Here is a 13519-nt window from a genome sequence, read left to right on the forward strand (position 1 = left end):
ATTATGGTTTCGGACGTTTGTAAAACGGTGTCGCCACCACGCGGGCCTTCAGGCGTTTGCCGCGAATCTCCACGAACAGCTCCGTGCCCAGCGCCGCATACGCTGTCTTGATCAGGGCAAGCCCGACGTTTTTCTTCAGGGTAGGCGACTGGGTGCCGGTGGTAACTTCCCCGATCGGTTCGTCGCCGGCAAACACCGGATAGTGGGAGCGCGGGATGCCGCGGTCGATCATTTCGATGCCGACCAGCTTGCGCGGCGCGCCGTTTTCCTTCTGGGCCTTCAGCACCTCCTGCCCGATAAACGGCACCGCTTTGTCCGTCTTGACCGCAAAGCCGATCCCCGCTTCGATCGGGGTAATCTCTTTGGACAGCTCCTGGCCGTACAAAGGCAGGCGGGCTTCAAAACGGAGGGTATCCCGCGCCCCCAGGCCGCACGGCAGCAGCCCCTCTTCTTTCCCCGCTTCCAGCAGCTTCTCCCAGAGGGCCACCGCTTTGTCCGCGTCGAGATAGATTTCGAAGCCGTCTTCCCCGGTATAGCCGGTGCGGGAGACCAGGGCCGGGATGCCGTCCAGCTTGACGTCCGTCTTGAAACGGAACGAACCGATCTCGGACAGGTTGGTATCGGTAAGTTTCTGCAGGATCGTTTCGGCCAGCGGTCCCTGGATGGCGAGCTGGGCCGTTTGCGGGGAGACATTCTCGATCCGGACATCGCCTGCCAGATGCTGCTGCATCCAGGCGAAGTCTTTGTCGATATTGGAGGCGTTGATGACCAGCAGATAATGATCGTCCGCCAGTTTGTACACCAACAGATCGTCCACGGTGCCGCCGTCCGGATAGCACATCGCGCTGTACTGCGCCTGACCGGCCTCCAGCCTGGAGACGTCGTTCGTCGTCAGGCGCTGCAGGTACGCCAGCGCATCCGCTCCTTTCACCTCCACTTCCCCCATGTGGGACACATCGAACAACCCTGCTCTTGTGCGCACCGCCTCATGTTCCTCGGTAATACTGGAAAACTGGACCGGCAGCTCCCAGCCGCCGAAATCGATCGTTTTGCCGCCGTATCTGGCATACACCGGATACAGCGGGGTTCTTTTCAAGTCTGCCATCTGCAGCGCCACCTCCTGAAATTTTTCCATCCTTACCTTCCCCGTCGGAATGGAGTTTCACAACAAAAAAAGACAGAAAAAAGAAGAACGCAAACCGCCGGCGAGCGGTTCCTTTCTTCTTCTCTGTCCTTGGTACCTGAGAGTTACCTTGCCAAGAAGCAAGTTTCCCCTTTGGTGGCTCCATTGAGCTCTCTCCAGAGATGCGTCCGGCAGAGGTACTTTTGCCTGAGAGATTCACCGTCGCTGGCTTGCTCCTTCGGCGCCACAATGAAGTGGTCTCTCCCTGCTGCCATCATTCGCCCGATATGAAAGCGGGTGCAATCCTACATAACTTTACTCTGCTGTCGCATACTAGGGGAAAAACGGAAAGATTTTTCTCCTTTATCCTACCACGACCGCTATCCGTTGAAAATACAAAATTCGCAACAAAACCGAAAAAACTTAACAAAATTCTTTTTACAGCAATTAATGTTAGCATTTTCGACAAGAAATCCGCAATAATTGTATGAATCAGGAAAGAAGGGATAGGATTGCCGAATATTGCCTTCGACCGGTCGTGGATCGAGCCGTTCGCCCACTTGATGCAGAACGACGGGCCCTGGCACAAATGGGAGCTGTTCCAACTGGCGATCGAAGCGGAAGAGGCGCAGGCCGTCACCGCATTCGACCAGCTGCAATGCCTGAAATACCTTCCCCACCTCCAGCCCTATCCGCATCAATTGCAAACGGCGGAGCGCGTCCTGAACGAGATGCGCGGCCGGGCGGTTCTGGCGGATGAGGTGGGGCTGGGCAAAACCATCGAAGCGGGGCTGATCATGAAGGAGTACATGGTGCGGGGGCTGGCGAAAAAGATCCTGATCCTCGTCCCGGCTTCCCTGGTGATCCAGTGGACGAAGGAATTGAACCAGAAGTTCGGCATCCCTGCGGTAGCCCAGAAAAAGGAGTACATGTGGCGCCAGTACGATGTGGTCGTGGCCTCCATCGACACGGCCAAACGGGACCCGCACCGCCGCCACGTCCTGGACATCGACTACGACATGCTGATCATCGATGAGGCCCATAAGCTGAAAAACAAGCGGACGCGCAACTACCAGTTCGTCAAGGAGATCAGGAAGAAGTACTGCCTGCTTTTGACGGCAACCCCTCTGCAGAACGACATGGATGAACTGTACAATCTGATCAACCTGCTGCGCCCCGGCCATCTCGGCCACAGCAGCGCCTTTGCCGCCAATTACGTGGAAGGAAAGCGGCAGGCGAAAAACAACGAGAAGCTGAAGGAAGAGATCGACAAAGTGATGATTCGCAACAAGCGCAGCGATGGCGGCATCCATTTCACGACGCGGCGGGTGCAGTCCGTCCCGATTGAGCTCTCGCCGGAGGAAATGGCGCTGTATCAAGGCGTCACCCGCTTCGTCCGGGAGCATTACCGGTCGGAGGCGGGCGCCCTGAACGCCCTGGCGCTGATCACGCTGCAGCGGGAGGTGTGCTCCAGCCGGGAAGCGGCGTTCATGACCTTGTACAACCTGTACCGGCGAACCGCCGAAGATTCACCGATCCGCCCCTCCATCATGGAGTTGGTGGAGATGATCAAGCGGATTGAGACCCATTCCAAGGCCGCCAAAACGGTGGAGCTGATCAAGCAGATCAACGACAAGGTGATCATTTTCACCGAATACCGGGCGACCCAAAACTACCTGCAAAAATATCTGCATGAGCACGGCATCACCTCCGTCCCGTTTCGCGGCGGATTCAAGCGCAGCAAGAAAGACTGGATGACCGACCTGTTCCAGAACCGGGTGCAGGTGCTGATCGCCACCGAAGCGGGCGGCGAAGGGATTAATCTGCAGTTTTGCAACCAGGTGATCAATTATGACATGCCCTGGAATCCGATGCGGGTGGAACAGCGGATCGGCCGGGTCCACCGGCTGGGCCAGCAGCGGGACGTCTTCATCTACAACCTGTCGACCACCGGCACGATTGAGGAGCATATCCTGCATCTGCTCTACGAAAAAATCGATTTGTTCGAGATGGTGATAGGCGAGCTGGATGAGATCGTGGAGCGGCTCAACCTGTCGAACAGCCTGGAAGAGAACCTGATCAGCATCATCCTGGAATCCCGTTCGGAGAAGGAGATGGCCCTGAAGCTGGACAACATGGGGCAGGCGATCCGGGCCGTCAAGAGAACCCCGCCGACTTAAGCGAACGCTCCACCCACTCGGCGATAGCTATCGCTGCGCCGAGTGGGGGCCCTTGCTGGTGTCGGCGGGAGCCCCCAACCTTTCTTACTTCGATTTAGCGCTCCAGAGAACAAATCCCAGACGGGCTGGCTGCCGCAGGCCGTCCAGTAGCGTCCTCTCCGCACGACGCCGGCAGCATCGCCCATCCTTCCGCTTTCGGGCTGATCATCGGGCGTTCCCGGCTCATTCTCGTAAAGGAGGCATTCCGGCCATGAATCAGCAGCAGGTTCGCCAGTATGTGGAACGGTATTTGTCCGCCTTCTCCACCCATGTCATGGAAACGCACCCCGCCTACCTCACCGTCAAGCTGCCGGTGGAGGTGGACAAGGATATCGGCAACCGTCCGTTTTACTGGAGCTGGGTGGAGAAGATGAACATACCGCCACAGCCGATGATCCTTACCTTTTTTTTCGATCCGGAGAACATTCCGCAGGGTATGCGGGGCGAATTCGTTCACTTCGGGGCAAACCGGCTGCAGCAGATGTTCCAGTCGGCCAAACGGCACGGCCGGTTCGTCTGCATGTATGAACAGAGCCAGTCCCTGCCATCCAAAGGCATGGCGGCCGGCCGCCGTTCCTCCCCCCTTACACCCTGGCTGGGCGTTAATGTCAAAGTCTCGTTTCTCTGCGACAAAAAACGGGATATGCTGCTTTATCTCGGGGTGAATCTCTATCAGCCGCGGATCGTGCATGATTTTTATCCGTTCCTGCGGCGCCTCTCCCTTTCCCCTGCCATTCCCCCCTATCACTACACCCAGGAGCATCGAATCACGATCGCGCAAGCCTGGCAAATGATCGAGCGGGAGGTGGAACAGCGCATCGGGGAGGTGGATCAAAGCTGGGCGGATGAGGCCCGGGAACGTCTGGAGGAAGAACTGGAGATCCTGGAAGCCTATTATGCGGAGCTTGCCATGCGGGAGGCACCGGAGGGGGAGGAAGCGGCCTCTGCCGAGGATGGACCGCAGCATGTTCCCGAACCGGAGCCCGTTTCCGCACCGGTGGATGACGCAAGCCCATCGCCGCCGGACACGCCGGCCCCCGTCGATCTGGGGGATTTCCGCGCAGGAGGGGGCCGCATTCTCGATTTTCTGCGCATGCATGCCATTCCGGAAACACCCAGGGAAGCGATCGATCAGACAGCCTGGCGCAAAAGCACGCCGAAGGAGGAAAAAGAGCGGCGCATCGCCGAACTGCGTTGGCAGTATGAACCGCGAATCGAGGTTCAGGTGATCAACGGCGGTCTCTTTTTCCTGCACAACATACCGCCGTTTTCCAGCTAGGGATGGCAAAAGGCGGGGAAAAATGTAAAACAGCAGCGAGAAAAAAATATCCCCCGCTGACAGCTTGCAACAAATCTTTTTCCTGCAGCTGGCTACAATGGGAGATAAGCATGAGAAAAGGATGGTGGTGCGGATGATCCGGCGGGCACCTTTGCTCCTTGTCGTCCTTCTTCTGCTGCTGCATGCCCAAACGGCAGGCGCCGAGGGAACCTGGCAGGGGACGTTGACCAAAAACATTCAACAGTGGATCCAGACGATCAGCCGGCAGGACCCGCAGTTTGCCGCCTGGAAACGAGCGGATACGGAGATCAGAGCCCTCGGCGTGAACCAGCACCAATGGCTGGTCACCGTCCGGGAAGATGGCCGTCAGGTGGGATATCTGGTAGTCGGGGAGGTGGATACCGCCGCGTCGGGCAGCGGTCCGGTCTTTGCGCTGCTGGAATACGGAGCGGGCGCCTATATCCTGTTTGACGAGGCGATTGCGCCCGATGACGGGACCGCTGTCCCCGTGTACGACGGATTCGCTTCCTTCTGGCAGGTGACGGACAAGGAACAGACGCGGTATGTGGACGCCAAGACAGGGGAACGTTATCCGGAAGGGTTCCTGCCTGATCCCCCGACCATGGGTTCCGTGGAACCGGACGGGCTCGTTACAGCGGAGAAGAAACTGACGGCCGCGCGGGTGCTGACCGCTCAGGAAACCAATCCGTTTGACCGGATCGACTGGGTGATGAAGGCAGCCGATAAGACGCGGGACTCCTCCCGGGACGATGCCTGGCAAACGCTGACGCAGCCATCTGCCCACCAACCCGCCATCCTGACCGTCTCCCTTTTTCACGATCAGGTGACCGCCCCCTTCACCATCGGGTCGGTGCATCTGTGGAGCGATGAGGCCGCCTATGTCGGGGTATGGGATGAGGGGCTGCGCTTTCTTCCCATTTCCTATGTCAGGCAAGTCGGAACATTGATTAAATGACATGAAAAAAGTGCCGATTCTGGTCGGCACTTGGTTCGAAGCGTCCGCTCAGTCGGCTGGGTCCACTCATCGATGCTTGGTCGGAGAGAGGCGGACGTGAACGGCATGGAAAACTTCGTCGGCCGTCATTCCCTCCGCATTGATGACCGGCGCGCCGGTGATCGACTTGCTCTGATCGTTCAGCACGTTGACATTCTGGCCGGTGATGACGACGGCGTCCACCATCTGCTGCCAGTTCCCCAGGTCCACCACCTCGTACCCATTGTCGCGCAGCATCTTTCGGATGTGCGTCAATGAACCTTCCACGGCAACTCTCGGCATACGCTACCTCCCCCTGTTGCGTTGGTTATTTGCGCAAAAACAGCTTGATTGACATGGGGATCGCGCCAAACCAGCGGGATGTCCATGCCTCCCTCGGCGCTTTCCTCTTTTTTCGTTCTTCGACAGGGGTCTCCATATACGCGACAAATGACTTCGTCAGATACTTCAAATACTCTTGAAACGACATGCCACGCTCTCCTTCCTGCCGACATCCCTGTACAACCTTAGTCTGTCCGGAAGGGCACGTGTTCAACCATCTTTGCAGCAATTTCCGCCACGATGGTCTCCACCTGCTTGGCGGTTGTATCAATTTTCAGCGGGGCAAAGTCATAGGCGCCCGCCCGCTCCTGCAGCAGCGCTTTCACCCGGGCGGCCGGGTCGCCTGCCAGCAGCGGCCGTCCTGCATCCGAAGAAACCCGCCGGACAATCTCCGCTTCGTCCGCAAACAAGGCCACCACGAGCCCCCCCTGTAGCATGGCGGTCACATTGGCCGGACGCAGCACCGCCCCGCCCCCGGTCGCAATCACCTGCCGCTGCTGTCCCAGGAGTTCGGCCAGCAGCGCGCTCTCCACATCCCGGAAATAAGCTTCCCCCTTCGTCCGGAACAATTCGGGGATGGATCGCCCTTCCCTTTCCGCGATCCGTCTGTCCAGATCGACGTAGGTCCAATTCAGTTTGGCCGCCAGCGCCCTGCCGACGGTGGATTTTCCGGTTCCCATAAAACCGACCAGCACAATGTTCTCCATGCTCGGCTCAAACTCCCTTTCGTCACGATTCACGGCCGTCAGCCACGGTGATTTTGAGAATGTGCGCATCCGCCTGATACTCCGTCCGGTAATGCAGCACCTGCCTGAAGAAGTCGAGCGGCACCATGGTCCGATCCTTGATCTCGGCCACCGGCACCGGCAGCTGGATCGGCTTCCCGTTGAGGATTACCTGTCTGCTCCCGCTCTTTACGGTAATCACGTTGTCTCCCCCGCGCAGGCGGAACGCTTGCTTCTCCTTCGTCCATTCCACGCGGTAGCCCAGTTTCTCCATCACATCGCGCACCGGTATGTAGACGGTATTGCCGCGTATGCGCGCGGGGACGCTTGGATAAAAGCTCACCCCGTTCAGCACCATATTGACATAATAATCGATCTGCAAGGGGATGAAGTCCTCGGCGTTGGGCCGTTTCACATTGGGGACGAAATAACGGGCTTCCCCCTGCAGGGTCTGTCCCAGCGCCTGGTCGAGATGTTCCGCTCCGATCACGGCGCCATGGTAGCTGAGCTGCACCCTTTTCAAAAAGTCGCTGAATGGCTTGTCGCCGATCTGCCTGCGCAGATTGTCAAACAGCAGCGGTCCTTCGGCATACCAGGTCCATTCGAACTCATCGTTGGTGGCAAACTGGGTCAGCTGCTTCTCCATCCGGCCGTGCGGATACCATTTCACCAGCCTTTCCCGATCCGCCCGGTACTGCTGAAGCAGCGAGTCCGCCGCCGCTTGCCCGTAGCGCTGCTTCCGGTAATAATAGACGCTCAACTGCACAAGCCCTTCGTCCAGCCAGCCATGCGACGCTTCCAGCGTGGCCACGCTGTTGTACCACCAGAGATGGCCGATCTCATGCGGCAGCCAGTGGTCCACGGAATGATCGTCAAACAGATTGCGGCGGAAAATGGCCAGGTTGGCGTATTCCATCGCGTGGGTAAACGTATTGGTCTCGGCAATTGCCACATGGGGATATGGCAGGGGACCGAACTGCTGGATATAAACGGGAAATACCTGTTCGGCAATCGCCTTGATCCGGTTGATCTCCTCCCGGTTCGTGGAGGCGATGTCCACGGTAAGATCCGGTCCCAACCGCATCGTTTCCACATGGTAAAGCGGGCTGCCTACCAGGGAGAAGTTGAGGATTTTTTTGGCCTGGTAGCGAATCTCCTGCCTGCCTTGTCCGGTTTTGCGCGCTTCGCCCGTGCCCCAGGAGGTTACCCATTGGTACCCTTCCGGGGAAGAGAACGTGACATCATAGTCGGCGTAATGATAGACGAACGGGTCTCCAAAGCCCCCCCGCGCAGGCGGCTCATACCAGACCCCGTGTTGATTCAACGCCCCCAGCATCGGATACCAGTTGGTCAGCGTCCAGATATCGTCCTTTACGCCGAACCGGGTCCCGGCCCTCGGGATGTTGGTCTCAAACTCGACCGTCAGCGTGGTCCGCTTCTCCTGTTTGAACGCATTGGGAAACACGATGACCGCATTGCGCCGCTCATAGGCGACCGGCTTGTCCGCATGCCGAATCGACGTAATCGTTATCGGGCTCCAGGGATAGTCGTAAAGAAAAAAACGCAAATCGGACGTTTTCGGATTGTCGAACGAAAGCTGCATCTTTCCCTTGATCTTCGCCTCATTGGTGAGGAGAGACGCTTGTATGGTATAGGCGGGATGCAGATCTTTCACATAGGACGGAAGCGGCGGATCATAGGCGAACGGATCCGCTCCAGCCGCAGCGGATTGTGCCGGAACGGCCGGCCGGGGCGTCAGCCATTTGGCGATCAGCGGCCATTTGGCCACGATGCCGACAGCGCCAAACATTACCAGAATCGTCAGGCAGACCAGCAAGCTTGTTTTCTGTATCGTTTTCATGCCTACTCCCATCATCCAATCCTTATGCTTTTCCCACATTGTAACAAAAACTCGGCTTGTCGCCCAATCCTAATGGCGAAAGTTAGCTGCTTTCTGTAAGTAAAAAAATACACCGGACGAGCCGCTTGGGTCTCGCCCGGTGGGTTACACGTATCTCAGGCAAACTGGACAGGTGCAATCTGGACATTGGCCTGCTTCGCCCAACGGTGCAGTTCCTTCAGGAAAGAAATGACGTCAGGCCCTTCGCTGTGGACGCAGAGGGTGTCGGCCGCCAGTTCGATGCAGCTTCCATCCACCGTGCGCACCGTCTGCGTCAAGACAAGCTGACTCGCCTGCTCCATCCGCTCCTCCTTGCTGATCAGCACGCTGCCCTCCAGTTCGCGGGGGGCCAATCGCCCATTGGGGAGATAAGCGCGGTCCGCAAACACCTCCTCCGCCACGGTCAGCCCGTGTTCCATCCCCACATGGACAAGGGCGCTGCCGGAGAGCGCGTAAACGGTCAAGTCCTCGTCGATATCGATGATTGCCCGCACGACCGCCTCCGCGATTTCCGGCTTTTCTGCCGCCTCGTTATACAGGGCGCCGTGCAGCTTCACATGATGGAGCCTGCCGCCCATGGCCCGAGTCATACCATGGAGCGCTGCGACCTGATACAAGACCAGCTCATACACCTCTTTCGCCGACAAGTTCATGGAACGACGGCCAAACCCCTGCCAGTCCGGATACCCCGGATGCGCGCCGATCATGACGCCGCTCTCCAGTGCGCTTTCCACGATCCGGCAGATCATGTGCGGATCGCCCGCATGCATGCCGCACGCCACGTTAACCGACGTAATCCACTTCAAAATCCCCAGATCATCGCTCATCCGGTAGCGGCCGGATCCTTCCCCAAGATCGCAATTGATATCCAATCTGATCATGCTATTCCCTCGCCTTCATCTTTAACGCCGTTTTGAAAGCGCATACAAACAACCAGATGCAGTTTCCTTTCTTTAGCATATCATGCCGGACGGGACAGCAAAAGAAAAAGCTGCCTTCCGGGAGGCAGCCTTCCTGCCAGCGTACCGAAACTAGCGAACCGGCTGCACCTCTTCGGCGCCAACCCTTGCCGCTGATTCGGTCAAAGAATCCGCCAATGCAATCAGTTGGCTTTTCTCCTGTTTGTAATCGTATTCCTTCGCCTTATCCGGTTTGGCATTGTTGTATTCCACAGGAATTTCATGCCGATGGGAACGTTCCACCTTTGTGACAAACGGCAGCCGCTCCATGATCCGGATAATCTCGTCGATTTCGGCCGCATCCACGTACATGGACACATAATTGAGCCGCTTGGATATATAATGGATCGAGCCGAATTTGCGCAAATTTTTGGCCATGCGGACATGCTTGACCCAGACAGCCAATCCCAGTCGTCTTTCCCTCATGCTACCTGACATTCTCCTTCCCGAACGATCTTCCGTCACCTACATATCCTTGTGCTTCCGGCAGGAATGGCAAAAAGGTGTGTGACGTTGGACAACGGATCTCTTATGTAAACCGCCTGCTTCCCCTGAGCCGGATCACCGGCTGATCCCGGAAACAGGCGACCCCGGCTATGACGTTTTCTTCACCTTCTTGATACTGCATCCGCAGCTGCCGCCCGTTCCGCAGCCCCCCGCCTTCGCTTCAAGGAAGGGATTGTTGCTGGGTACCTTTATGCTCGGGGAGACGGCATCCGCAATCATGCGGCTTACCTGATACAGCAGCGTATCCAGCGCATCTTCCGCCCTCTTGAATGCCTGAACGGTGTCAAGCATTTCCAGCGAGCGTTTCAGCTGCCGCACTTCCGTAGATACCCGATCGTAATCGGGATGATATTTTCCAAAGCGCTGCACATCTTCGTACTCCGCTTTTTTCTTTTGAAACATGGCCAGTAGACGCTGGGCTTCCGGATCCTGGGCCATCTGCTCTTTCGCGGCCAGATAGGCTTCCACTTCCCGCGACTGGTTGATCATCCGGGACAGCTCGTGGGCTTCCGTTACCAGCTCGGCCATATCAACGGTGACGACTGCTTCGGTCATCTGCTTGACCCCCTTTCCAGCGATCGCTGCTTCCATCGCCTATCGATCATTGTACCACGAATTCAACGGATATGCTGCACTTTCCCTCAGCAATATTCCGGCAAAATGATCTGGACGCGCCTGATCTCGTCAAGGCGGTACTTGTACCGCTTCCGGCCCGCCTCCAACGTGAGCACCCAGTACCCCATATCCACCCCCACCTCGAGCGGCGTCCCCTGCCGTTCCTCGCCGCTGGCCAGCTCCATGCGAATGTCGATCCGCAGTTCGGCTGCCCGCCTGCACAAATCCCGCAGTGTCTGGGGATGATAGCTTTGGAAATGGCGGGTCCACATCCTGGGCAGTCCGTCAAGCCGGGAAGTCTGGTCATCCTGCTCGGGGAACGTATTCTCCACCTGATACCCTGTCCACGGGCGTTGATCGGCGAACAATCCGGCGCTTTCCTCCGGAGGGGCGGGCGCAGCCGTCTCTTCCCGCGCAATCCCCACATATCCGGCAGCTTCTCCCGCCAGCGGTTGGTACCCGCATCGCCGCAAGACTGCGGACAGCTCGCTCTCCTGCTCCGGCCTGACCAAAAAGTCGGTCGCCGAGATGATCTCGGTCAGATAAGGCTGCAGCGTCGGAATCTGGCGCATCTCCTGCAGCAGCCGGGGATCGGCCACCCGCACCCGGACGACCCGTTCCAGCCGGATTTGTTTCGCTTCCTTCCCCCACCTGTGCAGCATCTCCACGACGCTGTCGGGCAGCGGATGGATGCAGCCGTCCTGCAGGAAAGAGAGGGCCTGCTCGGGTGTTCCCCCCTGCGCGACATATGCCTGGATACGCCTGGCTTCCAGCGTACAGCGGATCATTTCTCCCGCAAACGACACCTCCCCCAGACGGCTCAATTCCCAAATGCGCTTCAGGGAGACAAGCGGCGGCACAAGTACCTCCCCCGTCGGCTGCACATACCAGCCGTCTTCGCTCTCCCGGCGGATCAGGGGATTCCACCGCCAACGGAGGCTGTTATTCCCAGCATGTCCCAGCTGAATCCAGCCAAACCCAAGCAGGGGATGAAGCCACTGCTCCACGATCATGTGCAGGGCATCGTCGGGCAGCTGGTATCCCAAGCGCTTCAGGTTGTCCAGCAGCCGGTCAACGGCTGACCAGCGATCATGGCCGTGGTCATTCATGGCAAAAGCCGCTCCTTCCAGCCACGGATGGGCCGGGAGATAATGGCTCATCGCCACGTGCATGATCCGGCTCCAGCGCACGGCTGCCGGCGCATCCAGCCATTCGGCCACCCGCTCTGCCACCAGGCGCAATCGGCCCTGCTCCATCCTGATCAGCGACAGGCGCAGGGCCAGATCCAGGATGACCGATGTTTTTGCGGAGCAGCTTTCTTTCGCTGCCGGCGGGAACAGGGAGGAAAACCATCCGGCGACATGTGCATCCGTCAGGGAAAAAAGGTCTTCCAGCTTGACGAGTGCCCGGCGATGAATCGTCTTTTTTTGGGTCAGCGGCACCTCGTGCTCCCGGATAAACAGGAGCAAGGCAATAAGATCCAGATGAATCCCGCGCCCGCTTGGTATATAATAAGTGGGCGCTTGAACCGGATCGGAGACAGGCGTTTTTTCTCGGGGCGCTGTCCGCTGGAGCATGGTCGCCAGCATCTCTCTCACTTCGAAAGGCATCAGATAGCCGACTTCGCTCCACAGCTTGCGGACGGTCAGGATCAGCCCCAGACGGCGCAGATTGGTCAGCCCCAGGGAAAAGCGAAGCGGGGCATGCTGGACGAGACGCTCCCATTCGCGCCTGCTGACAAATCCCTGCGGGGCCTGCAAGAGAAACAATCGCGCCACCTCCCGTTCAGGTTCAGTGGTCTTCTCCCAAAGTCCGGCTACATAGGCGGGGCTTGTCAGCCGGGAGGATAGATCCAGATCCGACGATGAGCCGAGCCGCCGGTTTTGCTCGGCAATGATTTTTTCGATGGTTGCTTCCGACAGCATGGACAACCCCATGCGTACCTGCATCCGCTCTCACCTCGACAAGTCACATGGAATCGGAGGAAATGATCCATGAATGCGATATTTACGCTGTTGTTTTCCATCAGCATCTCCCTGTTGGGCGCGCCGTCAGCCACGGCACCCGCTGCACCCGCCGCTGCCGCCCAGGCGGGCTATGAAGTCATCGCGGCTCCCTATCCGGCCGCCGTCGCAAACGGGCTGCGCGACATCCGGACGAAAGGCGGCCACAAGGTGGTGACGGTTGACGGCAAAACCTATGTGGCGATCAGCCTGGGGCAGCGCTCCACAGGCGGATATAAAGCGGTTGTCAAAGCCGCGGTCAAACAAGCCGACGGCACCTGGAGGATCGAAGTGGCGGAAACGGCTCCCACCGACGGGCAACTGGTGACCCAAGTGATTACGTATCCGACCGTCGTCATCGCCCTGCCCGAAGCTCATGCACAGGTGACCGTCGTTCCATAAACGATCGAAACAAGAACGAGGAAAAGCAGAGGAACCGCCCTCTGCTTTTTTACTTGATGTCAATTTGAAAGGTTTGTTTGATGCCGTACGAGTCATGGTTGTTATGGGCCAGTTCGACCATCACATCGTGGTGTCCGGTGGGAACGTCGCGATACACATACTGCGGGCTAAAAATTTTCGCCACTTTCTTGCCATCCAGATACAGGTGCACATGCCCCTCGCCGTAGCGGTTTTCCTTGCCCATGTTTTCCAGGGAGAACGTAAACCCGGTAACCGTCAGCTGCAGATGCAGATCATCGCCCTGCAAGCGATGGGCAACCGCCAGCGTCGGCGAATTGTGATGCTCATGGGGCGAAGCAGCCGCCTGCCCGGCAACCCAATCGAGCTGGGCTAAAATCGGAATGGCCAGCAGCGGCAGAAGAACAAGCAGGTTTTTGGGGCGAATCATCAG

At 58.1% G+C, this 13519-nt stretch carries 14 protein-coding genes and 2 riboswitches; of the genes, 4 read left to right on the forward strand and 10 right to left on the reverse strand.

The annotated features are described in order from the left end of the window. Nucleotide 1 precedes the first annotated feature (1 nt). On the reverse strand, nucleotides 2–1105 hold the full coding sequence (gene gcvT, locus G3578_RS06055; RefSeq protein WP_165210246.1) for a glycine cleavage system aminomethyltransferase GcvT: 1104 nt from the start codon (nucleotides 1103–1105) through the stop codon (nucleotides 2–4). Between the two features lie 113 nt (nucleotides 1106–1218). Continuing rightward, nucleotides 1219–1308, reverse strand: a riboswitch (glycine riboswitch). Next, nucleotides 1309–1401: riboswitch (glycine riboswitch) on the reverse strand. A 234-nt stretch (nucleotides 1402–1635) separates the two neighbouring features. On the opposite strand from gcvT, the gene G3578_RS06060 reads away from it, so the two are divergent. The 3 genes from G3578_RS06060 (at nucleotide 1636) to G3578_RS06070 (ending at nucleotide 5597) form a co-directional block, all read left to right on the forward strand. Next, entirely contained in the window at nucleotides 1636–3303 is a 1668-nt protein-coding gene (locus G3578_RS06060; protein WP_165210029.1) for a DEAD/DEAH box helicase, read from the forward strand. Nucleotides 3304–3553: 250 nt separating this feature from the next. Further along, the gene (locus tag G3578_RS06065; protein WP_165210031.1) at nucleotides 3554–4621 is read left to right on the forward strand and encodes a YqhG family protein; all 1068 of its coding nucleotides are present in this window, start codon (nucleotides 3554–3556) and stop codon (nucleotides 4619–4621) included. A gap of 133 nt (nucleotides 4622–4754) precedes the next feature. Next, complete coding sequence (locus tag G3578_RS06070; protein WP_206529505.1) at nucleotides 4755–5597, forward strand: hypothetical protein; 843 nt, start codon at nucleotides 4755–4757, stop codon at nucleotides 5595–5597. Nucleotides 5598–5663: 66 nt separating this feature from the next. Here the strand turns inward: G3578_RS06070 and G3578_RS06075 are convergent, their stop codons facing one another. From G3578_RS06075 to G3578_RS06110, 8 genes are all read right to left on the reverse strand, one after another. Then, a complete protein-coding gene (locus tag G3578_RS06075; protein WP_165210035.1) occupies nucleotides 5664–5918 on the reverse strand; it encodes a YkuS family protein in 255 nt (84 codons plus the stop codon). A gap of 25 nt (nucleotides 5919–5943) precedes the next feature. Further along, the gene (locus G3578_RS06080; RefSeq protein ID WP_165210037.1) at nucleotides 5944–6105 is read right to left on the reverse strand and encodes a YqzE family protein; all 162 of its coding nucleotides are present in this window, start codon (nucleotides 6103–6105) and stop codon (nucleotides 5944–5946) included. 37 nt (nucleotides 6106–6142) lie between these two features. After that, complete coding sequence (locus G3578_RS06085; protein ID WP_165210039.1) at nucleotides 6143–6664, reverse strand: shikimate kinase; 522 nt, start codon at nucleotides 6662–6664, stop codon at nucleotides 6143–6145. A 22-nt stretch (nucleotides 6665–6686) separates the two neighbouring features. Then, the gene (locus G3578_RS06090) at nucleotides 6687–8543 is read right to left on the reverse strand and encodes a stalk domain-containing protein (protein ID WP_241254484.1); all 1857 of its coding nucleotides are present in this window, start codon (nucleotides 8541–8543) and stop codon (nucleotides 6687–6689) included. A gap of 155 nt (nucleotides 8544–8698) precedes the next feature. Beyond that, nucleotides 8699–9463, reverse strand: a complete 765-nt coding sequence (locus G3578_RS06095) for a LamB/YcsF family protein (RefSeq protein WP_165210044.1) — start codon at nucleotides 9461–9463, stop codon at nucleotides 8699–8701. Between the two features lie 150 nt (nucleotides 9464–9613). After that, on the reverse strand, nucleotides 9614–9967 hold the full coding sequence (locus G3578_RS06100; protein ID WP_165210047.1) for a YlbG family protein: 354 nt from the start codon (nucleotides 9965–9967) through the stop codon (nucleotides 9614–9616). 168 nt (nucleotides 9968–10135) lie between these two features. Further along, on the reverse strand, nucleotides 10136–10603 hold the full coding sequence (locus G3578_RS06105; RefSeq protein ID WP_165210050.1) for a YlbF/YmcA family competence regulator: 468 nt from the start codon (nucleotides 10601–10603) through the stop codon (nucleotides 10136–10138). A gap of 86 nt (nucleotides 10604–10689) precedes the next feature. Then, a complete protein-coding gene (locus G3578_RS06110; RefSeq protein WP_165210053.1) occupies nucleotides 10690–12612 on the reverse strand; it encodes a hypothetical protein in 1923 nt (640 codons plus the stop codon). A 45-nt stretch (nucleotides 12613–12657) separates the two neighbouring features. Between G3578_RS06110 and G3578_RS06115 the strand changes: the two genes are divergently transcribed. Beyond that, nucleotides 12658–13068: a protease complex subunit PrcB family protein gene (locus G3578_RS06115; RefSeq protein ID WP_165210056.1), complete on the forward strand. Its 411-nt coding sequence runs from the start codon at nucleotides 12658–12660 to the stop codon at nucleotides 13066–13068. 49 nt (nucleotides 13069–13117) lie between these two features. Here the strand turns inward: G3578_RS06115 and G3578_RS06120 are convergent, their stop codons facing one another. Further along, nucleotides 13118–13513 (reverse strand): hypothetical protein, encoded by a 396-nt coding sequence (locus G3578_RS06120; RefSeq protein ID WP_481752722.1) that lies wholly within the window; start codon nucleotides 13511–13513, stop codon nucleotides 13118–13120. Nucleotides 13514–13519 lie beyond the last annotated feature (6 nt).

The sequence above is a fragment of the Brevibacillus sp. SYP-B805 genome, assembly GCF_011059135.1.
Lineage (GTDB): Bacteria > Bacillota > Bacilli > Brevibacillales > Brevibacillaceae > Brevibacillus_F.

What these genes read in the sequence shown, in the direction of transcription:
- G3578_RS06105 (WP_165210050.1), bottom strand. Translation starts at nt 10,603, where the DNA reads ATGACCGAAGCAGTCGTCACCGTTGATATGGCCGAGCTGGTAACGGAA.
- G3578_RS06080 (WP_165210037.1), bottom strand. Translation starts at nt 6,105, where the DNA reads ATGTCGTTTCAAGAGTATTTGAAGTATCTGACGAAGTCATTTGTCGCG.
- G3578_RS06095 (WP_165210044.1), bottom strand. Translation starts at nt 9,463, where the DNA reads ATGATCAGATTGGATATCAATTGCGATCTTGGGGAAGGATCCGGCCGC.
- G3578_RS06090 (WP_241254484.1), bottom strand. Translation starts at nt 8,543, where the DNA reads ATGAAAACGATACAGAAAACAAGCTTGCTGGTCTGCCTGACGATTCTG.
- G3578_RS06115 (WP_165210056.1), top strand. Translation starts at nt 12,658, where the DNA reads ATGAATGCGATATTTACGCTGTTGTTTTCCATCAGCATCTCCCTGTTG.
- G3578_RS06070 (WP_206529505.1), top strand. Translation starts at nt 4,755, where the DNA reads ATGATCCGGCGGGCACCTTTGCTCCTTGTCGTCCTTCTTCTGCTGCTG.
- G3578_RS06065 (WP_165210031.1), top strand. Translation starts at nt 3,554, where the DNA reads ATGAATCAGCAGCAGGTTCGCCAGTATGTGGAACGGTATTTGTCCGCC.
- G3578_RS06110 (WP_165210053.1), bottom strand. Translation starts at nt 12,612, where the DNA reads ATGCAGGTACGCATGGGGTTGTCCATGCTGTCGGAAGCAACCATCGAA.
- G3578_RS06100 (WP_165210047.1), bottom strand. Translation starts at nt 9,967, where the DNA reads ATGAGGGAAAGACGACTGGGATTGGCTGTCTGGGTCAAGCATGTCCGC.
- G3578_RS06085 (WP_165210039.1), bottom strand. Translation starts at nt 6,664, where the DNA reads ATGGAGAACATTGTGCTGGTCGGTTTTATGGGAACCGGAAAATCCACC.
- G3578_RS06075 (WP_165210035.1), bottom strand. Translation starts at nt 5,918, where the DNA reads ATGCCGAGAGTTGCCGTGGAAGGTTCATTGACGCACATCCGAAAGATG.
- gcvT (WP_165210246.1), bottom strand. Translation starts at nt 1,105, where the DNA reads ATGGCAGACTTGAAAAGAACCCCGCTGTATCCGGTGTATGCCAGATAC.